We start from the raw sequence: 21,856 nt of genomic DNA on the forward strand, positions 1-21,856 counted from the left end.
CTTGCCTGCGATTACCGTGGGTCAGTCAGCAGTGATTTGACTGACAGACCGCTATCGCAGGCAAGCCGGCTCCCACATTTTGGCCCAGTGCTGTCAGAGAGATTGGGGGGTGGAGCGGGCGACGATGGCTTCCACATCCACCCCACGCGGCAAGGTGCCATACACCCGCCCGGACGACTCACCCAACCGGCTGGCAATAAACCCATCACTGACCGCCGCATTTCCCGCCTCCAGCAACAACTTGGCCTGCAACGCCACGGCGATGTCCTCGGTCAGTTGCCGCGCACGGTACTGAATGTCCTGGGTGTCCATGAACGCCGCTTTCAATTGTTCAACATGCCGCGCCAACAATTTATCGCCATGCCCATCCCCCAGTTCGACGAACAGCGCCTCCAACACTCCCGGCTCCTTCGACAACGCACGCAACACGTCCAGGCACTGCACGTTGCCGGAACCTTCCCACGTTGAATTCACCGGCGCCTCACGGTACAGACGCGGCAGGATACTGTCCTCGACATACCCCGCACCGCCCATGCATTCGGCTGCTTCGTTGATCATCGCCGGCGCACGCTTGCAGATCCAATACTTGCCCACCGCCGTCACCAGCCGGGCGAACTTGGCTTCCCGCGCATCATCCAGATGATCCAGCGCGCCGCCCATGCGCATGCTCAACGCCAGCGCGGCTTCGCTTTCCAGGGCCAGGTCGGCGAGCACGTTTTGCATCAGCGGTTGCTCGCTGAGCAGGCGGCCACCCACCGTACGATGGGCGCAATGATGGCTGGCCTGGGTCAGCGCCTGGCGCATCAGCGCGCTGGAACCGACCATGCAATCGAAACGGGTCATGGCGACCATTTCGATGATGGTCGGTACGCCACGACCTTCTTCGCCGACCATCCAGGCCAGGGCGCCGCGAAACTCCACTTCGCTGGAGGCGTTGGAGCAGTTACCGAGTTTGTTCTTCAGACGTTGGATGTAAAACTCGTTGCGCGTGTCATCCGGACGGTGCCGGGGCAGTAGGAAACAGGTAAGCCCCTTGTCGGTCTGGGCCAAGGTCAGGAACCCATCGCACATCGGCGCCGAGCAGAACCACTTATGACCCACCAGTTCATACGCCTGGCCAGGACCACCGGCGCCCACCGGGTAGGCGCGGGTCGTATTGGCGCGCACATCGGTGCCCCCCTGTTTCTCGGTCATGGCCATGCCGATGGTGGCACCGCCTTTGTGGGCGATACCGACGTTGCGCGGGTCGTATTCGGTGTTGAGGATTTTCGGTAACCAGATGTCAGCCAAGTCCGGCTGCAAGCGCAGGGCCGGGACGCAGGCGAAGGTCATGGTCAGTGGGCAACCGGTGCCCGCTTCGGCCTGGCTATGCAAGTAGGTCAAGCCAGCGCGGGCCACATGGGCGCCGGGCTGCGGGTGTGCCCACGGCAGCGACGGCAGGCCATGCTCGACGGCGGTGCGCATCAGTTCGTGGTACGCCGGATGAAACGTCACAGTGTCGATGCGATGGCCATAACGGTCATGGCTGCTGAACTCCGGCTTGTGCTGATTCGCCAGGAAACCGGCCGCCATCAGTGGTCCACCGGCCAGCGCGCCGTAGGCATCCAGGCGCGTCTCTGCCCAGCCGGCGCCGAAGCGGCGCGACCAGTCTTGCAGAGGCAGGTCGATGCGATACAGGTTGGTGCCGTCCAGGGAGGGCGGCTGGTTGGTGACGTCGTGGGTTTCGGCGAATTGATGCAGGTTCATGACGGGCCTCCTGGAAAAAAGGCCACGGTCATCAGCGGCCTGAATTTCAGTTAAGCACCGGCTCTGCGCTTAAAAAAGTGGCATAGGCGCCTAATGTCCGGCGCTTTCGCCCTCGACCTGGCACAGCACACGACGCTCCAGCACCGCTTGCAACGCGTCGAAACGCACCGGCTTGCCCAGCTGGTCGGTGATGCCGATGCCATGGCACCGCTCACGGTCCGACACATTCAACGACGTGCTCAGCGCAATCACCGGCAATTCACCGCAACCGGGCAGTGCACGAATCTGACAGCACAACGAGAAACCGCCTTCAGGCACATCCAACAATACCGCATCAAAGCTGTCCGCCTGCAAGGCCGCCAATGCCGCCGCGCCGGTGTCCACGGTTTTGACCCGGTAGCCGAGCTTGAGCAGCATGCCGCGCACCGCCAGTTGGCCGACGCTGTTGTCGTCCACCAGCAGTACCGTGCAGTCCTGCGGGCAGCGCTGTCGGTCGGGCGCTTTTTTCGGTTCGGACGGCACCGGGCTGACCTCCACCTCCAACTGGAAGCGGCTACCCTTGCGCGGCTCGGAATGATGGGTCAGGCGCCCGCCCAGCAACTCAGTCAACTGTCGGCAGATCGCCAGGCCAATGCCCAGGCCGCCGTACTCACGGGTGGTCGAACCGTCGAGCTGGAAGAAGCGCTGGTACAGCGTGGCCTCGTCAAGAAAGGCAAAACCGATGCCGGTGTCGGTGACGATAAAGCTCAAGCGCAACGCACCGCTGCTATCCGGCATACCGACCACGCGCAGACGCACGGCGCCCTGATGGGTGAACTTGAAGGCGTTGTCCAGCAGGCAACCCAGGCACTGGGTCAGTTTGTCGGCATCGCCGAGCACTCGGTCCGGCAGTTCATCCGCCACATCAATCGAAAACTCCAGGCCCTTGCCCTGGGCGCTGGCGTTGAATTGCTGGCGCAGGGTATCGAGTACACCGCGCAGGCTGAACACCTGCGGCTGGGCGCTCAGGCGCCCGGCTTGCAGTTCGGTGAGGGTGAGGATGCCGTTGACCATGCGCATCATGTCCCGCGCCGAACCGGCGGCGGTTTGCTGGTAATGCGCGAGGTCGTCGCCCAGGGGCACGGTCTGCATCAGTTCGAGGGAGCCGATCACGCCATTCATGGGGGTGCGCAATTCGTGGGTCAGGGTGGCGAGGAATTCGTCCTTGAGCCGGTTGCTGCGGGCCAGTTGCTGGTTGAGCACTTCGAGTTTCTGGCTGGCATCGAACAGGATCTGCGCTTGCTGCTCACGCATGCCGTTGATGCGATCCGCCAGGGCCAGGGACAGCAGCGCCACTTCGATGGCCGAGCCGATCTGGCTGGCGTACATGGTCAGGAAGATGTTGGGCAGGTAACCCAGCACCATCATCGTGTTGACCACCCCGCCGAGCAGGAACGCCGACCAGGCGATGATGAAATAGCGCGCCATGCGTTGGCCACACAGCCAGGCCTTGATCGCGGCAATAAAGATGGTCACGGTGAACACCAGCGCCAAGCCGGTGGCCAGACGCAGGGCCACGGCGTAGCTGGTCAGCAGGGCCAGCGCCATCACCAGCGCGCCACAGGCGGCCAGCGCCAGCAAGATCCGGTCAAGCCAGCGACTGTGCTGGGCGGTATGCAGGAAGCTGCGCGCAAACAAGCTGCCGAACAGCGCGGCCGACCCGATCAGAAACGGCACCGCGGCATTCGTCCACCACGGGCTGTCCGGCCAGAAGTACTCCACGGCCACGCCATTGACCGACAACTGGTACAGGCCGAACGAGGCGATATAGAGGATGTAATAGAGGTAGCTGGTGTCGCGCACGCTCAGGTAGATGAACAGGTTGTAGATCAGCATCCCCAGCAGCACGCCGTAGATCGCGCCGAGGATATAGAGGCGCAGCGGTTGTTCTTCCAGGTAGGCGGTGCCGGCCCAGAGGGTCAGGGGGGCCTGGATCGAACCTTCACTTTGCAGGCGCAGGTAGAGGGTTTCCTGCTGGTCGGGCACGAAGTTGAGCTTGAACAGGTAGTTGCTCTGGCGCACTTCACGGCTGGAAAACGGCAGCGCGCTGCCGGTGCGGGTGCTCAGGCGGTAGGCGCCGGTGCTGTCGCGCTGGTACAGGTCCAGGTGGTTGAGCGGCGGGTAGGCCAACTCCAGAAACCACGTACGCGGCGCGCGCGGGTCCTTGGCTTGATAATGCAGGTCGACCTTGAGCCAGAACACCGAGCGCGAGTAACCGGCATTCAGGGTGGCTTTGTCATGGGGCTTGAACTGTGCGGCGTAGGCGGGGGAGCTGACCTCGGCGATAGTGAGGGCATCGGTGGGGTCTTCAAGGACTTGCATCACTCGGCCCAGGGGCAGGCTTCGCGTGTCCTGGTTGAACCCGATGGCGTTGGCGAACAGCGGCAGCCCGCACAACAGTAGAATGAAAAAATAGCGCATAGAGCCCCAGCGTGGCCTGTCCGGTTAGTCAAAAGCCCCCCATTCCTTTTGAGAAGACGTATACCGGCGATACTGTTAGTAATTTGGATCCACTCTAGCATAGCCGCTAAAGGCCATTGGACACCATGTAATTAATTTTTACGGAGGCTCTAGCACGGGCCTTTCGGCACGTTTTATCCGGCAAGACCAGCGCCAGAAAAGCGTCATTACCGCAGCAAAATTCAGCCATCGCCAGACAGCCACGCAAAAAGCGTTTGGTGGTAAGCTCGCGCACCATGAATATCTACAGCTCTCGCCCCGTTGTCCTCTGTCTCTCCGGCCATGACCCCAGTGGTGGCGCCGGCCTGCAGGCAGATATCGAAGCCCTGCTCGCCCAGGGTTGCCATGCGGCTCCGGCCGTCACCGCCTTGACCGTGCAGAACACGGTCAATGTCAGCGATTTCCGCGTACTCGACCGCGAGTGGGTGTTGGCCCAGGCCAATGCCGTGCTTGGCGATTCCGAAGTCGCGGCGGTCAAGCTGGGCATGCTCGGTTCCACCGCGATGGTCGACACCGTGGTCGAGCTGCTCCAGGCGCACCCGCACCTGCCAGTGGTGTGCGACCCGGTGCTGCGCGCCGGTGGCGGCGGCAGCCTGGGCAAGGACGAGGTCGGTTATGCGATGCGCGAGCGTTTGTTCCCGCTGTCGCTGATCGCCACGCCGAACCTGCCTGAAGCCCGCATCCTCGCCGAGTTGCCCGAAGGTACGGCGGATGAATGCGCCGCGAAGCTATTGCCGTTTATCAAGCACCTGCTGATCACCGGCGGCCATGGCGATGAGCATGAAGTACACAACCGCCTATATAGCCGTGATGGCACGCAGCAGACCTTTACCTGCCAGCGTCTGCCGGGCAGTTATCACGGTTCGGGCTGTACGCTTGCGAGTGCACTGAGTGGGCGGATTGCCCAGGGCGAAGGTTTGGTCAGTGCCGTGCAATCGGCCCTCAACTACACTTGGCGCACCCTGCGTGACGCCGAACAACTCGGCCAGGGCCAGTTCGTACCGCGCCGATTGCCGCTGGATTTCTGCTCGTAAGACCAAGGAACCTGCCCGATGAAACTACGTGGCCTTTATGCCATTACCGACAGCCAACTGTTGGCCGGCAAATTCCTCGCCTACGTCGAAGCGGCGTTGGACGGTGGCGTGACCCTGCTGCAGTACCGCGATAAAAGCAGCGACGAAGCCCGCCGCCTGCGTGAAGCGGAAAAGCTGCGCGAACTGTGCTCGCGCTACAAGACCCAGTTGATCATCAACGACGACGCCGAACTGGCCGCGCGCCTGGGCGTCGGCGTGCACCTGGGCCAGACCGACGGCCCGCTGACTCCGGCCCGTGCGCTGCTCGGTTCCAAGGCGATCATCGGCGCCACCTGCCACGGCCAGATCGAACTGGCCGAGCAGGCCGCCAAAGAAGGCGCGAGTTATGTCGCCTTCGGCCGCTTCTTCAATTCCAACACCAAGCCCGGCGCCCCGGCGGCCACCGTTGAAATGCTGGCCCAGGCCCGCGCGCAGTTGCAGGTGCCGATCTGCGTGATCGGCGGCATTACCCTGGAGAACGCCGAACCGCTGGTGGCCCACGGTGCCGACCTGCTGGCGGTGGTCCACGGCCTGTTCGGTGCCGACAGCACCCAGGAAGTGACACGCCGCGCCCGCGCCTTCAACGCCCTTCTGCGCCTTAAATAGAAAGCAAGTCTGACTTCAGAGAGCCCATCATGTCCCGTTCCGAAACGCTGTTTGCCAATGCCCAGAAGCACATCCCCGGCGGTGTGAACTCCCCCGTGCGTGCGTTCAAGAGCGTGGGCGGCACGCCGTTGTTCTTCAAGCATGCCGAAGGCGCCTACGTCACCGACGAAGATGACAAGCGCTATGTGGACTACGTCGGTTCCTGGGGGCCGATGATCCTCGGCCACAGCCACCCGGACGTGCTCGACGCAGTGCGCCAGCAACTGCAACACGGCCTGTCCTACGGCGCGCCGACGGCGATGGAAACCGAGATGGCCGACCTGGTCTGCTCGATCGTGCCGTCGATGGAAATGGTGCGTATGGTCAGCTCCGGCACCGAAGCGACCATGAGCGCAATCCGCCTGGCCCGTGGTTTCACCGGCCGCGACAGCATCATCAAGTTCGAAGGCTGCTACCACGGCCACTCCGACAGCCTGCTGGTCAAGGCCGGTTCCGGCCTGCTGACCCAAGGCGTGCCAAGCTCGGCCGGCGTGCCGGCGGCGTTCGCCAAACACACCCTGACCCTGCCGTTCAACGACATCGCTGCGGTCGAGCAGATGCTCAGTGAAGTGGGCCAGGACGTGGCGTGCATCATCGTTGAGCCGGTCGCCGGCAACATGAACTGCGTACCGCCGGCGCCGGGCTTCCTCGAAGGCCTGCGCGAGCAGTGCGACAAGCACGGCGTCGTGCTGATCTTCGACGAAGTGATGACTGGTTTCCGCGTGGCCCTCGGCGGCGCACAGGCGTACTACGGCGTCACACCAGACCTGAGCACCTTCGGCAAGATCATTGGTGGCGGCATGCCTGTCGGCTGCTTCGGTGGCAAGCGCGAAATCATGCAGCACATCGCACCGCTGGGCCCGGTGTACCAGGCGGGCACATTGTCCGGTAACCCCCTGGCGATGGCCGCCGGCCTGACCACCTTGCGCCTGATCAGCCGCCCGGGCTTCCACGCCGAGCTGACCGACTACACCACCCGCCTGCTCGACGGCCTGCAACAACGCGCCGACGCTGCCGGTATCCCGTTCGTGACCACACAGGCAGGCGGCATGTTCGGCCTGTACTTCAGCGGTGCCGACGACATCGTCACCTTTGACGATGTGATGGGCAGCGACGCCGACCTGTTCAAGCGCTTCTTCCACCTGATGCTGGAAGGCGGCGTATACCTGGCGCCGAGTGCCTTCGAAGCCGGCTTCACTTCGATCGCCCATGGCGAAGCCGAGCTGAAACTGACCCTGGATGCCGCCGAGCGCGCCTTCGCTGCCTTGAAATAAGCCGATGCATCGCCTGACGCCGCCCCCGGTGGCGTCAGATTTGCTACTTTGCTTACAGACATTTCCTTGTTTTTTCGAGAAATCACCTGCAATCCGGCAGATAACTTGCCCAACCAGCAGAAAAACGAGTAAAGACTTTGTAAGCAGAGGCCTGCTTATTTCATAATGCGCGCTTATTGGATCCCGCGAGGGTCCGCGTGCCCCGTCAGAGGTAAGTCGATTCCCATGAAACGCACCGGCCGCACCCTGGTTCTGGGCTGCCTGTTGCTCCTTCAGCCGCTGCTGGCACATGCACAAGCAGGCGGCAACTCGTTGTTAATCCCAGCGATGGGTCGTTGCACCCTCAATACCCAGCCAGACAGCCAGGCCGAAGCCCTGAGCGCGTGTCAGAAACAGGCCGACGGCGGGGATGCGCAGGCGCAATACGAGTTGGGCGAGTATTACCATGACAGCAAGAACCCCGCCCGCGACCTCAACAAAGCCTTGAGCTACTTCGAGAAAGCCTCGTTGCAGGGCCATGCCGAAGCCCAATTCAAGCTGGGCACCATGTTCTTCCACGGCGAAGGCGTACCGGCCAACAACGTCCAGGCGTATATCGTGCTGAAGATGGCCGCGGTCAACGGTGCCGAGGATGCGCTGGACACGGCCGACGAAGTGGCCGAGCACATGCAGCGTGATGAATTGGAAGTGGCGACCCAGGTGCTGGGGCAGATCTTCCGCAATTATCTGCAGGAATTGCAGAGTGCGGATGGGCGTTCGCCTTTCTCACCCCTCCCCTGAATCTTCAGTGCTTTTGAAGGCCTCTTCGCGAGCAAGCCCGCTCCCACATTTAATCGCATTCCAAATTTGGAACTCGGTCGAATGTGGGAGCGGGCTTGCTCGCGAAGGGAGCGACGCGGTCTAACGCCCTACTTCTCAGGCATCGGCATCGGAAACGGCATCACATTGCCCATCCCCCGCGCCTCACTGATCTTCGGCGTACCCAAACGCTCGACTTCATCGATGCGCACAATCGAATGCATCGGCACAAAGCTGCGCACCACGCCTTCGAATTGCGCCTTGAGCTTCTCTTCGCCCGGATCGACGACCAACTGGGTGCGCTCGCCAAAGACGAACTCTTCCACCTCCAGGAACCCCCACAGATCGCTCTGATAGATCTGCTTGGCGTACATTTCGAACACCTGGCCCTGATTGAGGAAAATCACCTTATAGATTGGAGCTTCACGTTTGGTCATGGTGGGCGAACAACACATCGGGGATATAAAAGAGGGCGCGAACTATAGCATGGCACCCGATGCACAACGCTAGGAACCAATGGGCATGCCCCCTATAATGCGCGGTTCTTTACCACCAGTTGACGATTCCCATGGCCAAGAAGCTTTACATCGAAACCCACGGTTGCCAGATGAACGAGTACGACAGCTCGCGCATGGTCGATCTGCTGGGCGAACACCAGGCCCTGGAAGTCACCGCCCGCGCCGAAGATGCCGACGTGATCCTGCTCAATACCTGCTCGATCCGAGAGCGGGCCCAGGACCGTGTGTACTCCCAGCTGGGCCGCTGGCGCGAATTGAAACTGGCCAACCCGGACATGGTGATCGCCGTCGGCGGTTGCGTGGCCAGCCAGGAAGGCGCGGCGATTCGCGATCGCGCGCCCTATGTCGATGTGGTCTTCGGCCCGCAAACCCTGCACCGCCTGCCGGAAATGATCGACGCCGCGCGCTTCACCAAGCTGCCGCAGGTGGACGTGTCGTTCCCTGAAATCGAAAAATTCGACCACTTGCCCGAGCCGCGTATCGACGGGCCGAGCGCCTATGTGTCGGTGATGGAAGGTTGCAGCAAGTACTGCACCTTCTGCGTGGTGCCTTACACCCGAGGTGAAGAAGTCAGCCGGCCGTTTGACGATGTGCTGTCGGAAATCATCCACCTCGCCGAAAACGGCGTGCGTGAAGTGACCCTGCTCGGCCAGAACGTCAACGGCTATCGCGGCCTGACCGACGACGGCCGCCTGGCGGACCTGGCGGAGTTGATCCGCGTGGTCGCCGCCGTGGACGGTATCGAGCGCATTCGCTACACCACCTCGCACCCGCTGGAGTTTTCCGACAGCCTGATCCAGGCCCACGCCGAAGTGCCGGAGCTGGTCAAACACCTGCATTTGCCGGTGCAATCGGGCTCGGACCGCATTCTCGCGGCGATGAAACGCAACCACACCGCGCTGGAGTACAAATCCAAACTGCGCAAATTGCGTGCGGCGGTACCGGGTATCTGCATCAGTTCGGACTTTATCGTTGGCTTCCCCGGCGAGACCGAGAAAGACTTCCAGCAGACCATGAAGCTGATCGAAGACGTCGGTTTCGACTTTTCCTACTCGTTCGTCTACAGCCAGCGCCCCGGCACACCGGCGGCCGACTTGCTGGACGAGACCCCGGAAGCGCTGAAAAAAGAACGCTTGAATGCATTGCAGCACCGTTTGAACCAGCAAGGGTTCGAGATCAGCCGACAAATGGTCGGGTCGGTCCAGCGCATCCTGGTTACCGACTATTCGAAGAAAGATCCGGGCGAGCTGCAAGGCCGCACCGAGAACAACCGGATCGTCAACTTCCGCTGCGACAACCCGACCTTGATCGGCCAGTTCGCCGATGTGCATATCGACGCGGCGCAACCGCACTCGCTGCGGGGCTCGTTGATCAACTGATCGCAAAAACCTGAAGACAAATGAAGCTCAAATGTGGGAGCTGGCTTGCCTGCGATAGCGATGCAACAGCCAGCCTCTATTTTGGATGTGCCGGCCTCATCGCAGGCAAGCCAGCTCCCACAAAGGTTCTTCATTGTTCTGGAGAGTGAGGTCAGTCCATTTAAGTGCTTTCGCACACAGGCAGCTGGCGTTATTCTCTCTTTCAACTCAACAGCCAAAGGGCGGCTAAAAGCGACCTTGAACGCACCCATAGTAGAACCCCATCGTTTTATCCTCGAGCCGTTTGAGGCTCGTCGTTTCGCCAATCTGTGCGGACAGTTCGACGAGCACCTGCGCCTGATCGAACAACGCCTGAGCATCGAGATCCGCAACCGCGGCAATCAATTCGAACTCATTGGTGAAACCCAGCACACCACGTCTGCGGAAAACCTGCTGCGCCGCCTCTACCGCGAAACCAAGGGTAGCGAGCTGTCGCCGGAAACCGTGCACCTGTACCTGCAGGAATCGGCCGTGCAAGACCTGGCCACCAACCCTGTGGCCGAAGCCAGCGTGGCCCTGCGTACCAAAAAAGGCATGATTCGCCCGCGCGGCTTGAATCAGCAGAAGTACGTCAAGGAAATCCTCGGCAACGACATCAACTTCGGCATCGGCCCCGCCGGTACGGGCAAGACCTACCTCGCCGTGGCGTGTGCGGTCGACGCCCTGGAGCGCGAGCAAGTGCGCCGCATCCTGCTGGTACGCCCGGCGGTCGAAGCCGGCGAGAAGCTCGGTTTCCTGCCTGGCGACCTCGCACAAAAGATCGACCCGTACCTGCGCCCGCTCTACGACGCGCTGTACGAGATGCTTGGCTTTGAATACGTGGCCAAGCTGATCGAACGCCAAGTCATCGAGATCGCTCCGCTCGCGTACATGCGCGGTCGCACCCTGAACAACAGCTTCATCATCCTCGACGAAAGCCAGAACACCACCGTCGAGCAGATGAAGATGTTCCTGACCCGGATCGGTTTCGGCTCCACCGCCGTGATCACTGGCGACATCACCCAGGTCGACCTGCCGAAAGGCACCAAGTCGGGCCTGAGCCAGGTGATCGAGGTGCTCAAGGACGTGCCGGGCATCAGTTTCACCCACTTCATGCCCAAGGACGTGGTCCGCCACCCGTTGGTACAGCGCATTGTCGAAGCCTACGAGCGTTTCGAACACCGTGACGATGGCTTGTCCAGGGACGTTCGCCGCGATGCTTGAGCTAGACCTGCAGCTGGCCACCGAAGCGCCCGCCCCCAGCGAAGAGCAGTTCCGTCAATGGTGTGCCCTGGCCCTGCGCCAGCGCACCGCTGACTCGGAACTGACCATCCGCCTGGTGGACGAGCCCGAAGGCCGCGAACTGAACCACACCTGGCGCCAGAAGGACTACGCGACCAACGTGCTGTCCTTCCCCGCCGACGTACCCGACGAGTTGCTGGACATCCCCCTGCTGGGCGACCTGGTGATCTGCGTCGAAGTCGTCGAGCGCGAGGCCAAGGAACAAGGCAAGGCCCTTGAAGCCCACTGGGCTCATCTGGTCATCCACGGCTGCTTGCATCTCTTGGGTTACGACCATATAGACGATGACGAAGCCGAGGAAATGGAAACACTGGAACAAACGTTGCTTGCTGAATTGGGTCACCCTGACCCCTACGCAGACGACGAAAACTGATCGACACCTAACTGAAACAACAAAGGATTTAGAGTAATCGCTATGAGCGAAGACCGATCGAGCAACGGGCAGAAGTCATGGCTGGGTAAACTGACCCAGGCTTTTGCCCACGAGCCGAAAAACCGCCAGGAGCTGCTGGAGCTGCTGCGCGAGGCCCACCAGAACAAGTTGCTGGACAGCGAAGCGCTGGCCATCGTCGAAGGCGCCATCCAGGTGGCTGACCTGCAAGTACGCGACATCATGGTGCCGCGCTCGCAGATGATCAGCATCAAGGCGACCCAGACCCCACGGGAATTCCTCCCGGCCGTGATCGACTCGGCGCACTCGCGCTACCCGGTGATCGGTGAAAGCCATGACGACGTCATGGGCGTCCTGCTGGCCAAGGACCTGCTGCCGCTGATCCTCAAGGAGAACGGCGACAGCTTCAACATCAAGGACCTGCTGCGCCCGGCCACCTTCGTGCCGGAATCCAAGCGCCTGAACGTGTTGCTGCGTGAGTTCCGCGCCAACCATAACCACATGGCCATCGTGATCGACGAATACGGTGGCGTGGCGGGCCTGGTGACCATCGAAGACGTGCTGGAACAGATCGTCGGCGACATCGAAGACGAACACGACGTCGAAGAAGACAGCTACATCAAGCCGCTGCCCAGCGGTGATTTCCTGATCAAGGCGCTGACACCGATCGAAAACTTCAACGAGTTCTTCGACAGCGAATTCTCCGACGATGAGTTCGACACCGTTGGCGGCCTGGTGATGAATGCGTTTGGCCACCTGCCAAAACGCAACGAGACCACCGAGATCGGCGCGTACCGCTTCCGCATCCTTAATGCGGACAGTCGTCGTATCCACTTGATCCGCTTGACCCCTATTGCCCGCTAAGGACTGACATGCGCCGTCTCACCGCACCCGGCTGGCCCGGTAACCTGCTGGCCGTGGTGGCCGGCGCCATCACTACCCTGGCGCTGGCGCCGTTCGATCTGTGGCCGTTTGCGCTGATCGCCGTCGGATTGTTCTATATCGGCCTGCGGGAACTGAGCCCACGCCAGGCCCTGGGCCGTGGCTGGTGTTTCGGTTTCGGCCTGTTTGGTGCCGGCACCAGCTGGATCTACTACAGCATCCACCATTTCGGCGGCGCCTCGGTGCTGCTGGCTGGCTTCCTGATGCTGCTGTTCACCGCGGCCATCGCCCTGTTCTTCGCCCTGCCCGCCTGGCTGTGGGCCCGCTGGCTGCGCCGCAATGAAGCGCCATTGGCCGATGCCCTGACCTTTGCTGCATTGTGGGTCGGCCAGGAAGCGTTTCGTGGCTGGTTCCTCACCGGTTTCCCGTGGTTGTACTCCGGCTACAGTCAACTCGACGGCCCGCTGACCGGCCTCGCGCCGTTGGGCGGGATGTGGCTGATCTCCTTCGCCCTGGCGCTGACTGCCGCCGTGCTGTGCAACTTGCCGCGCCTGTTGGCAAGCAAGCGCAACGCCTTTATCGGCGCGGGCTTGGTCTTGCTGGTTGCGCCGTGGGCCATCGGCCTGGCCCTCAAGCATCACGCCTGGACCTCGCCGTCCGGCGCACCGTTGAGCGTCGCCGCGATCCAGGGCAACGTCGCACAGAGCATGAAATGGGACCCGGAACAGCTCAACGCACAGCTGGCGCTGTACCGCGACATGAGCTTCGCCTCCAAGCGCGTCGACTTGCTGATCTGGCCGGAAACCGCAGTGCCAGTGCTCAAGGAGTCGGTTGAAGGCTATCTGGGGATGATGGGCAAGTTTGCCGCCGACCGGCATACCGCGCTGATCACCGGCGTGCCGATCCGCCAGGAAGTGCATCACCAGAAGCGCTACTTCAACGGCATCACTGTGGTGGGCGAAGGTGATGGCACCTACCTGAAACAAAAACTCGTGCCGTTCGGCGAATACGTGCCGCTGCAAGACATGCTGCGCGGGCTGATCGCTTTCTTCGACTTGCCGATGTCGGACTTCGCCCGTGGCCCGGCCGATCAGGCAATGTTGCAGGCCAAGGGTTATCAGATCGCACCGTTCATTTGCTACGAAGTGGTGTACCCGGAGTTTGCCGCCGGCCTCTCGGCACAGAGCGATTTGCTCCTGACAATCAGCAATGACACGTGGTTCGGCACGTCCATCGGCCCCTTGCAACACCTGCAAATGGCGCAGATGCGTGCCCTGGAAGCCGGCCGCTGGATGATCCGCGCCACCAACAACGGCGTGACCGGCCTGATCAACCCCTACGGGCAGATCACCGAGCAGATCCCACAGTTCGAGCGCGGCATTCTTTATGGTGAAGTGGTGCCGATGCACAACCTCACGCCGTACCTGCAATGGCGGTCGTGGCCGTTGATCATTGTGTGTGTACTGCTGTTTGGCTGGGCACTGCTGGCCGCAAGAATGGCCAAGACGGTCTAAAGGACAACACAAAACCCATATGGGAACGGGCTTGTGTAGGAGCGGCGGTGCGACGATTCGACTTGCTCGCGAAGGCGGCGTGTCAGTGAACACATCTGATACTGATGCACCGCATTCGCGAGCAAGCCCGCTCCCGCATTTGTCCTGCAGTGCTACTTATAAAACAATCGATAACCTACCTGCCCCACCGCCTCGTTGATCAACTGCCCGCTGCGCCATACCGACACGAACTCCGGCATCCAGCCACCGAGCGGCCGGGAGTTGTCCACCCCCAGAAAGCCGACCGGCCCGGGCACCACGGTGAAACCGGCCTTCTCAAAGCTCCACACCGAACGCGGCATGTGCCACGCCTGAGTCACCACCACCACGCGCTTGATGCCTTGGGGCAATAGAATCTCGGCACTCATCTGCGCATTCTCCCAGGTGGTGCGGCTGCGCTCTTCCTTCCAACGCACCGTCACACCGAAGTCGTCACGCATCGACACCGCCATCAACTCGGCCTCACTGGGCGGCGTGCCGTAGTGCAGCCCGCCGCTGGTCAGCACCGGCAACCCTGACGCCTTGGCCAGGCGCGCCGCATAGCGCTGGCGCTCAAGCCCGACGCCGGTCGGCTGGTCGGTGCCCCACGCCGGATCGCCGCGCTCACGCCCCGAACCCAGCACCACAATGGCATCCGCACGCTGGGCCAGGGTCGACCAGTCTTCCTGCGCCAAAGGCGGCTCCGTCTCCAGGGCCCGGGCGCCCCACTCCACCATCACCGGCAGGCTGATCAGCCACATCCCGCCAAACCCAAGGGCAAAGCACACGCCAGCCAGGCGCGGGCGGCGGCGGCGAAACCACCAGGCAAGTGCGAGCAGCAGCAAGAAAATGCCGGGCGGCAACAACAATTGTTTAATGAAATAACGAAAAGGCATCGGGCATCTCCAAAGATGCCCGAAGCCTAGATGCAACGGGATTTAGCGACAATCTTTACCAGCACATTTTGAGAAGGTTAACGGATAACGCTGTGCTTCACTTGCACCGTACGGCCCGGCGCTTTTCCGGGCCGCGGGCGGTGGGCAAGTCTTTCAGCCAAATCACCTTAGCCGAGCGCGAGGGCTCCTGGGCTGGCGGGGAGGCCTGCCCAAGTGCTGCGCGGTGGTGATTGGACTCCAGGTAAACCTTGATCAATTCAAGCTCTGCCTGGCTCAAGCCACGCAACTCCAGCTCCTGAGGCCGCTCATCACACAAACGGCCTGCGGTATCTGCTGCATCCAATGCACGACCCAAACGGTCGATCAGTCCTTCGTACAACTGCGGTTTCGTTAAAGTTCGCTGCGATTCAGCCATCCCCTCACCTCATTGAAGAAAGTTCTTGCTCCCCAATAAACAGCGTAGCCCCCGTGGCTGCACCTGCCTGGTGCCGCGACAGACGGCCAGGCCTGCGCAATCAGGGTTTCCCTCGATAGAGTGGGGTCATGTATGCTACGGCGCTTCCTGTAACTCCACTTCCCGCAGGGTTTGGGCACGGACGCGCCGCTTTTTGGTGTCGATCAACCCCGGCCATGCACCGAAGAGGATTAGGCCACCCCTATTCAGTTCAAAAGTAGCCATGCACGAACAATATCAGCCCCGTGAAATCGAAAATGCCGCCCAAACCTTCTGGGACGAGCAAAAGTCCTTTGAAGTCAGTGAACAGCCAGGCAAGGAGACTTACTACTGCCTATCGATGTTCCCTTACCCCAGCGGCAAGCTACACATGGGGCACGTGCGCAACTACACCATCGGTGACGTGATTTCCCGCTACCAGCGCATGCTCGGTAAAAACGTTCTGCAACCCATGGGTTGGGACGCTTTCGGCATGCCGGCGGAAAATGCCGCGATGAAAAACAACGTGGCCCCCGCCAAGTGGACCTACGAAAACATCGCCTACATGAAGACCCAGCTGCGCAGCCTGGGCCTGGCGGTGGACTGGTCCCGCGAAGTGACCACCTGCAAGCCGGACTACTACCGCTGGGAACAATGGCTGTTCACTCGCCTGTTCGAAAAAGGGGTGATCTACAAAAAGAGCGGTACCGTGAACTGGGACCCGATCGACCAGACCGTACTCGCCAACGAACAGGTGATCGACGGTCGCGGCTGGCGTTCCGGCGCGCTGATCGAAAAGCGCGAAATCCCGATGTACTACTTCAAGATCACCGCCTACGCGGATGAACTGTTGTCGAGCCTCGACGATCTGCCGGGCTGGCCTGAACAGGTCAAGACCATGCAGCGCAACTGGATCGGCAAGTCCAAGGGCATGGAAGTGCAGTTCCCGTACAACGTTGATTCGATCGGCGTTGCTGGCGCACTGAAAGTATTCACCACCCGCCCGGACACCCTGATGGGCGCGACCTACGTCGCCGTGGCCGCCGAGCACCCGCTGGCCACCCAGGCGGCACAGAACAACCCTGAGCTGCAGGCGTTCATCGCCGAATGCAAAGGCGGCAGCGTGGCGGAAGCCGACGTCGCTACCCAGGAGAAAAAAGGCCTGCCGACCGGCCTGTTCGTCGAGCACCCGCTGACTGGCGAAAAGCTGCCGGTATGGGTCGCCAACTACGTGCTGATGCACTACGGCGATGGCGCCGTAATGGCAGTGCCGGCTCACGACGAACGCGACTTCGAATTCGCCACCAAGTACGACCTGCCGATCAAGTCCGTGGTGCGCACCAGCTCCGGTGACACCAACCCGGCCCCGTGGCAAGACGCCTACGGCGAACACGGCACCCTGATCAATTCCGGCGAGTTCGACGGCCTGGACTTCCAGGGCGCGTTCGACGCCATCGAAGTTGCGCTGATCAAAAAGAACCTGGGCGCCTCGCGCACCCAGTTCCGCCTGCGCGACTGGGGCATCAGCCGTCAGCGCTACTGGGGCTGCCCGATCCCGATCATCCACTGCCAAACCTGCGGTGACGTGCCGGTGCCGGAAGACCAACTGCCGGTCGTCCTGCCCGAAGACGTGGTGCCGGACGGCGCCGGTTCGCCGTTGGCGCGCATGCCTGAGTTCTACGAGTGCAACTGCCCGAAATGCGGCCAGCCTGCCAAGCGTGAAACCGACACCATGGACACTTTCGTAGAGTCCTCGTGGTACTACGCCCGCTACGCCTCGCCGCACTACGAGGGTGGCCTGGTGGAAAAATCCGCAGCCGACCATTGGTTGCCAGTGGACCAGTACATCGGCGGTATCGAACACGCCATCCTCCACCTGCTCTACGCGCGCTTCTTCCACAAGCTGATGCGTGACGAAGGCCTGGTGAGCTCCGACGAGCCATTCAAGAACCTGCTGACCCAAGGCATGGTGATCGCCGAGACCTACTACCGTCGCGAAGCCAATGGTGCCTACACCTGGTTCAACCCGGCGGACGTCGAGCTGGAGCGTGACAGCAAAGCCAAGGTCATCAGCGCCAAGCTGATCTCGGACGGCCTGCCGGTAGAAATCGGCGGCACCGAGAAGATGGCCAAGTCGAAGAACAACGGCGTCGACCCACAGTCGATGATCGACCAGTTCGGCGCCGACACCTGCCGCCTGTTCATGATGTTCGCGTCGCCGCCTGACATGAGCGCCGAATGGTCCGACTCCGGCGTCGAAGGTTCGCATCGTTTCCTCAAGCGCGTCTGGCGCCTGGCACACGCCCATGTGAGCCAGGGTCTGCCGGGCAAACTGGACGTGGCGAGCCTGAGCGACGAGCAGAAAGCCGTTCGCCGCAGCACTCACCTGGCCATCCGCCAAGCGAGCCAGGACGTGGGCCAGAACCACAAGTTCAACACCGCCATCGCCCAGGTGATGACGCTGATGAACGTGCTGGAAAAAGCACCACAGGCAACCGAACAGGACCGCGCGCTGGTTCAGGAAGGCCTGGAAACGGTCACCCTGCTGCTGGCGCCGATCACACCGCACATCAGCCATGAGCTGTGGAGCCGTCTGGGCCACAGCGGTGCAGTCATCGATGCCGGCTGGCCAAAGCAGGATGACAGCGCCCTGGTACAGGACACGCTGCAACTGGTGATCCAGGTCAACGGCAAACTGCGTGGCCAGATCGACATGCCGGCCAGCGCCAGCCGCGAAGACGTCGAAGCCGCCGCACGGGTCAACGAAAACGTGCTGCGCTTCACCGAAGGCCTGACGATCCGCAAAGTGATCGTGGTGCCCGGCAAACTGGTCAACATCGTCGCCAGCTAAATCGGATCAGGCGCGGAGCTCGAGCCCGCGCCGAACTAAACCTTCAGGGCCTCGATAAGGCCCATCTGGTTTCAAGGGGAGCAACACAATGATCAAACGCAATCTGCTGGTGATGGGCCTGGCCGTACTGCTGAGCGCTTGCGGCTTCCAGCTGCGCGGCACCGGCACCAACGAGCTGGCAATCAAGGAACTGGACGTCAGCGCACGCGATGCCTACGGCGATACCGTCACCCAGCTGCGCCAGGTACTGGAAAACAGCGGCGTGCACGTCTACACCGGCGCGACGTACAAGCTGGTCCTGGTCAACGAGAAAGAAACCCAGCGTAACCTGAGCTACGCCAGCGCTGGCCGCGCGTCGGACATCGAACTGGCCACCGAGCTGAACATCGAAGTCCAGGGCCGCGATCACTTGCCATTGATGGGCGACAAGATCGTGGTACAGAAAATCGTCAGCCACGACGGCAACAACCTGGTCGGTTCGGACTCCGAGACCATCCAGGTACGCAAGGAAATCCGTCGCGAGCTGGTACAGCGTGTCGTCCTGCGTCTGCAGATGCTGACCCCGGAAAAACTCGAAACCTTGCAGCAAGCCGCTGACAACAAGGCCAAGGCTGAAGCCGACGCCCTGAAAGCGGCGCAGGAATACGAAGACAACACGCCGAAACAATCGCCTGTTGAAGTCCCTGTCGAGTAAGCCAGACGGGGCGCCCCAAGCGCCCCGTTCGCCCCGCCTATGAAACTCGCCCCCGCCCAACTCGCCAAACACCTGCAAGGTGGCCTTGCGCCTGTCTACATCGTCAGCGGTGATGACCCGTTGCTGTGCCAGGAAGCCGCCGACGCCATCCGCACCGCTGCGCGCCAGCAAGGTTTCGACGAACGCCAGGTGTTTGCCGCCGACGCCAGTTTCGACTGGGGCACGTTGCTGCAGGCCGGTGCGAGCATGTCGCTGTTTGCCGAAAAGCGCCTGCTAGAACTGCGCCTGCCTTCGGGCAAGCCGGGTGACAAAGGCGCGGCAGCCTTGATGGAATACTGCTCACGCCCCGCCGAAGACACGGTGCTGCTGATCAGCCTGCCCAAGCTTGACGGCAGTGCGCAGAAAACCAAGTGGGGCAAGGCGCTGGTGGAGGGTCCGCAGACCCAGTTCATCCAGATCTGGCCGGTGGACAGCAATCAATTGCCGCAGTGGATTCGTCAGCGCCTGTCCCAGTCGGGGCTATCGGCGGCGCAAGACGCCGTGGAGCTGATTGCCGCGCGGGTCGAGGGCAACTTGCTGGCCGCCGCCCAGGAGATCGAAAAGCTCAAGCTGATGGCCGAAGACGGGCAGATCACCGTCGAAACCGTACAGGGTGCGGTGGCTGACAGTGCCCGGTTTGACGTATTCGGGCTGGTGGATGCGATCCTCAATGGCGAACCCGCCCACGCCTTGCGCATGCTCGAAGGCCTGCGCGGCGAAGGCGTGGAGCCGCCGGTGATTCTCTGGGCCCTGGCCCGGGAGCTGCGGGTATTGGCCAATATTGCCCTGCAATACAGCCAGGGCACGCCGCTGGACAAGTGCTTCAGCCAGGCCCGACCGCCCGTGTGGGACAAGCGCAAGCCCCTGATGAGCAAAGCCCTGCAACGGCACTCGGCGCAACGCTGGGCACAACTGTTGCTGGAGGCCCAGCGCATCGATGCACAGATCAAGGGCCAGGCGGCGGGTTCGCCGTGGATGAGCTTGAGCCGGTTGTCGCTGCTGATGGCCGGACAGCGCCTGACATTGCCTGCCGAATAATCCCTCCCTCAAAAACACCACAGTCCAATGTGGGAGCGGGCTTGCTCGCGAATGCGTTGGGTCAGTCACTTGGTCTATAAACTGACACTCCGCATCGCGAGCAAGCCCGCTCCCACAGTTTTGACCGTGTCTACCTTTCCTACATTTCGCCGGGCTTTACAGTAGCGTAACTTCGGCAGATGATTTGCACCGCTCCAACCCACCCAGAGAGTATCAAGCATGAGCAAAAAGCCATCCAAGCATGGCCCCAACAAGGCCAAATCCATCATCGCCCAGCCACTGTTCCGCAGCCGTCAGGAACGCGCCGGCAAGGGCAAAGGCAGCTACCGCCGCGAAGCCTTCCAGTCTAATAGCTGGGAGGCTTCTTACTTTCTGGCTGCCTGAAGGCAAGCGCCCCTTCGGCATGATAAGGTCTGCACCTGATTTGTAATCCCTGGACCTGTGCATGCCCTCTTGTCTTTCCCGTCGTTGGCACCTTCGCCAACTGATCGCTGCCTCCAGCCTCATTCTGCTCGTCGCCTGCGCGGAGAAACCCACCGCCGCGGACGCTCAACCCCTGCCCAAACTCCAGGCCGCACCGGTCGCGGCACCTGCCGTCGTGGCGCCCCTGGCCGTCGACAACCTCGACATCCAGCCGACCCAGACCTTTGCCGAATGGCAGGCCGCTTTCCGCGAGCAAGCGTTGAAAGCCGGGATCACCCCCGCCGTCTTTGATAACGCCTTCGCCAATGTCACGCCGGACATGGCGGTGATCCGTGCCGACCGCAGCCAGCCGGAGTTTTCCCGTCCGGTGTGGGAATACCTCGACGGCGCCCTGTCAGCTCTGCGCGTGCGCAACGGCCAGGCGCTGCTGATCAAGCACGCCGACATCCTGCAGCGCATCGAAGAACGCTACGGCGTCGACCGCCAGGCACTGGTCTCGGTGTGGGGCATGGAGAGCAACTTCGGCCAGTTCCAGGGCAACAACTCGGTGATCCGCTCGCTGGCAACCCTGGCCTACGAAGGTCGTCGCCCGGCGTTTGCCCAGGCGCAATTGCTGGCCGCATTGCAGATCATCCAGCACGGCGACATCCAGGCCGACCAGATGAAAGGCTCCTGGGCCGGCGCCATGGGCCAGACCCAGTTTATTCCTACCACCTACAACACCCACGCCGTCGACTTCGATGGCGACGGCCGCCGCGACATCTGGAACAGCCCGGCCGACGCCCTCGCCTCCACCGCCCACTACCTGCAAAGCTCCGGCTGGCAGAAAGGCCAGCCGTGGGGCTTCGAGGTCAAGCAACTGCCGACGAATTTCGATTACGCCCTGGCCGACGGCGGTGTGCGCAAGACCGTGGCCGAATGGATGAAACTCGGCGTGCAGCTGCCGTTTGGCGCAAGCATGCCGCCGAACGTCGACCAACTGTCTGCCGCCCTGCTATTGCCGGCGGGTTACCGTGGCCCGGCGTTCCTGGTGCTGGATAACTTCCGCGCGATCCTCAAGTACAACAACTCGTCGTCCTACGCGTTGGCAGTCGGCCTGTTGTCGGAACGCTTTGGCGGCGGCGGCGTGATTCGGGGCGATTGGCCAAAGGATGAGCTGCCACTGAGCCGCTCCCAGCGCATCGACCTGCAGACGGCGCTGAGCGCCAAGGGGTATGACGCAGGCAACCCGGATGGGATTATCGGTGCCAATACACGCAAGGCGATCCGTGCGGCGCAGCAGGCGCTGGGATGGCCGGCGGATGGGTATCCGACGGTGAAACTGCTGGAGTCTTTGCAGAACCGCTAGATCTGCTTATGGCTACTGCCGCTATCGCAGGCAAGCCAGCTCCCACATTCAATCGTGTACATCCTTTGGAATGCGGT

At 61.8% G+C, this 21,856-nt stretch carries 19 protein-coding genes; 14 read left to right on the top strand and 5 right to left on the bottom strand.

The genetic code is table 11. The features are described from left to right. Positions 1 to 93: 93 nt before the first annotated feature. On the bottom strand, positions 94 to 1,746 hold the full coding sequence (locus LIY36_RS11860; protein ID WP_226455797.1) for an acyl-CoA dehydrogenase family protein: 1,653 nt from the start codon (positions 1,744 to 1,746) through the stop codon (positions 94 to 96). A 90-nt stretch (positions 1,747 to 1,836) separates the two neighbouring features. Then, positions 1,837 to 4,206 carry a hybrid sensor histidine kinase/response regulator gene (locus tag LIY36_RS11865; protein WP_226455798.1) on the bottom strand — a complete coding sequence of 790 codons (2,370 nt, stop codon included), beginning with the start codon at positions 4,204 to 4,206 and terminating at the stop codon, positions 1,837 to 1,839. Positions 4,207 to 4,481: 275 nt separating this feature from the next. Between LIY36_RS11865 and LIY36_RS11870 the strand changes: the two genes are divergently transcribed. The 4 genes from LIY36_RS11870 to LIY36_RS11885 all read left to right on the top strand — a co-directional run bounded on the left by LIY36_RS11870 (position 4,482) and on the right by LIY36_RS11885 (position 8,017). Then, a complete protein-coding gene (locus LIY36_RS11870) occupies positions 4,482 to 5,279 on the top strand; it encodes a hydroxymethylpyrimidine/phosphomethylpyrimidine kinase (protein ID WP_192299017.1) in 798 nt (265 codons plus the stop codon). Between the two features lie 18 nt (positions 5,280 to 5,297). Then, positions 5,298 to 5,924, top strand: coding sequence for a thiamine phosphate synthase (gene thiE, locus LIY36_RS11875; RefSeq protein ID WP_226455799.1), 627 nt, complete (start codon positions 5,298 to 5,300; stop codon positions 5,922 to 5,924). 29 nt (positions 5,925 to 5,953) lie between these two features. Continuing rightward, positions 5,954 to 7,237: a glutamate-1-semialdehyde 2,1-aminomutase gene (hemL, locus tag LIY36_RS11880; RefSeq protein ID WP_017136069.1), complete on the top strand. Its 1,284-nt coding sequence runs from the start codon at positions 5,954 to 5,956 to the stop codon at positions 7,235 to 7,237. A 225-nt stretch (positions 7,238 to 7,462) separates the two neighbouring features. Further along, entirely contained in the window at positions 7,463 to 8,017 is a 555-nt protein-coding gene (locus LIY36_RS11885) for a tetratricopeptide repeat protein (protein ID WP_192299020.1), read from the top strand. 128 nt (positions 8,018 to 8,145) lie between these two features. Here the strand turns inward: LIY36_RS11885 and LIY36_RS11890 are convergent, their stop codons facing one another. After that, on the bottom strand, positions 8,146 to 8,472 hold the full coding sequence (locus LIY36_RS11890) for a DUF1820 family protein (RefSeq protein ID WP_017735645.1): 327 nt from the start codon (positions 8,470 to 8,472) through the stop codon (positions 8,146 to 8,148). A 131-nt stretch (positions 8,473 to 8,603) separates the two neighbouring features. Between LIY36_RS11890 and miaB the strand changes: the two genes are divergently transcribed. From miaB to lnt, 5 genes are all read left to right on the top strand, one after another. Then, positions 8,604 to 9,932 carry a tRNA (N6-isopentenyl adenosine(37)-C2)-methylthiotransferase MiaB gene (gene miaB, locus LIY36_RS11895; RefSeq protein ID WP_192299021.1) on the top strand — a complete coding sequence of 443 codons (1,329 nt, stop codon included), beginning with the start codon at positions 8,604 to 8,606 and terminating at the stop codon, positions 9,930 to 9,932. Between the two features lie 237 nt (positions 9,933 to 10,169). Then, positions 10,170 to 11,174: a PhoH family protein gene (locus tag LIY36_RS11900; RefSeq protein WP_226455800.1), complete on the top strand. Its 1,005-nt coding sequence runs from the start codon at positions 10,170 to 10,172 to the stop codon at positions 11,172 to 11,174. Then, positions 11,167 to 11,625 (top strand): rRNA maturation RNase YbeY, encoded by a 459-nt coding sequence (ybeY, locus tag LIY36_RS11905; protein ID WP_017735642.1) that lies wholly within the window; start codon positions 11,167 to 11,169, stop codon positions 11,623 to 11,625. The genes LIY36_RS11900 and ybeY overlap by 8 nt, the downstream gene beginning before the upstream one ends. A gap of 42 nt (positions 11,626 to 11,667) precedes the next feature. Further along, positions 11,668 to 12,507 carry an HlyC/CorC family transporter gene (locus tag LIY36_RS11910; RefSeq protein WP_017528925.1) on the top strand — a complete coding sequence of 280 codons (840 nt, stop codon included), beginning with the start codon at positions 11,668 to 11,670 and terminating at the stop codon, positions 12,505 to 12,507. A gap of 8 nt (positions 12,508 to 12,515) precedes the next feature. After that, positions 12,516 to 14,039 carry an apolipoprotein N-acyltransferase gene (lnt, locus tag LIY36_RS11915; protein ID WP_192299023.1) on the top strand — a complete coding sequence of 508 codons (1,524 nt, stop codon included), beginning with the start codon at positions 12,516 to 12,518 and terminating at the stop codon, positions 14,037 to 14,039. A 152-nt stretch (positions 14,040 to 14,191) separates the two neighbouring features. Here the strand turns inward: lnt and LIY36_RS11920 are convergent, their stop codons facing one another. Both LIY36_RS11920 and LIY36_RS11925 read right to left on the bottom strand, forming a co-directional pair. Continuing rightward, on the bottom strand, positions 14,192 to 14,953 hold the full coding sequence (locus LIY36_RS11920; RefSeq protein ID WP_226455801.1) for a YdcF family protein: 762 nt from the start codon (positions 14,951 to 14,953) through the stop codon (positions 14,192 to 14,194). A gap of 97 nt (positions 14,954 to 15,050) precedes the next feature. Next, the gene (locus LIY36_RS11925; RefSeq protein ID WP_192299025.1) at positions 15,051 to 15,368 is read right to left on the bottom strand and encodes a hypothetical protein; all 318 of its coding nucleotides are present in this window, start codon (positions 15,366 to 15,368) and stop codon (positions 15,051 to 15,053) included. A gap of 262 nt (positions 15,369 to 15,630) precedes the next feature. On the opposite strand from LIY36_RS11925, the gene leuS reads away from it, so the two are divergent. From leuS to LIY36_RS11950, 5 genes are all read left to right on the top strand, one after another. Then, on the top strand, positions 15,631 to 18,237 hold the full coding sequence (leuS, locus tag LIY36_RS11930) for a leucine--tRNA ligase (protein WP_192299026.1): 2,607 nt from the start codon (positions 15,631 to 15,633) through the stop codon (positions 18,235 to 18,237). Positions 18,238 to 18,325: 88 nt separating this feature from the next. Continuing rightward, on the top strand, positions 18,326 to 18,931 hold the full coding sequence (locus tag LIY36_RS11935; protein WP_192299027.1) for an LPS-assembly lipoprotein LptE: 606 nt from the start codon (positions 18,326 to 18,328) through the stop codon (positions 18,929 to 18,931). A gap of 39 nt (positions 18,932 to 18,970) precedes the next feature. After that, a complete protein-coding gene (gene holA, locus LIY36_RS11940) occupies positions 18,971 to 20,008 on the top strand; it encodes a DNA polymerase III subunit delta (RefSeq protein WP_226455802.1) in 1,038 nt (345 codons plus the stop codon). 219 nt (positions 20,009 to 20,227) lie between these two features. Next, positions 20,228 to 20,392 carry an alternative ribosome rescue factor ArfA gene (gene arfA / locus LIY36_RS11945; RefSeq protein ID WP_003176285.1) on the top strand — a complete coding sequence of 55 codons (165 nt, stop codon included), beginning with the start codon at positions 20,228 to 20,230 and terminating at the stop codon, positions 20,390 to 20,392. 61 nt (positions 20,393 to 20,453) lie between these two features. Further along, positions 20,454 to 21,779, top strand: a complete 1,326-nt coding sequence (locus tag LIY36_RS11950) for a lytic murein transglycosylase (protein ID WP_226455803.1) — start codon at positions 20,454 to 20,456, stop codon at positions 21,777 to 21,779. Positions 21,780 to 21,856 lie beyond the last annotated feature (77 nt).

The organism is Pseudomonas sp. AF03-9 (assembly GCF_020515815.1).
In the GTDB taxonomy this organism is placed as follows: domain Bacteria; phylum Pseudomonadota; class Gammaproteobacteria; order Pseudomonadales; family Pseudomonadaceae; genus Aquipseudomonas.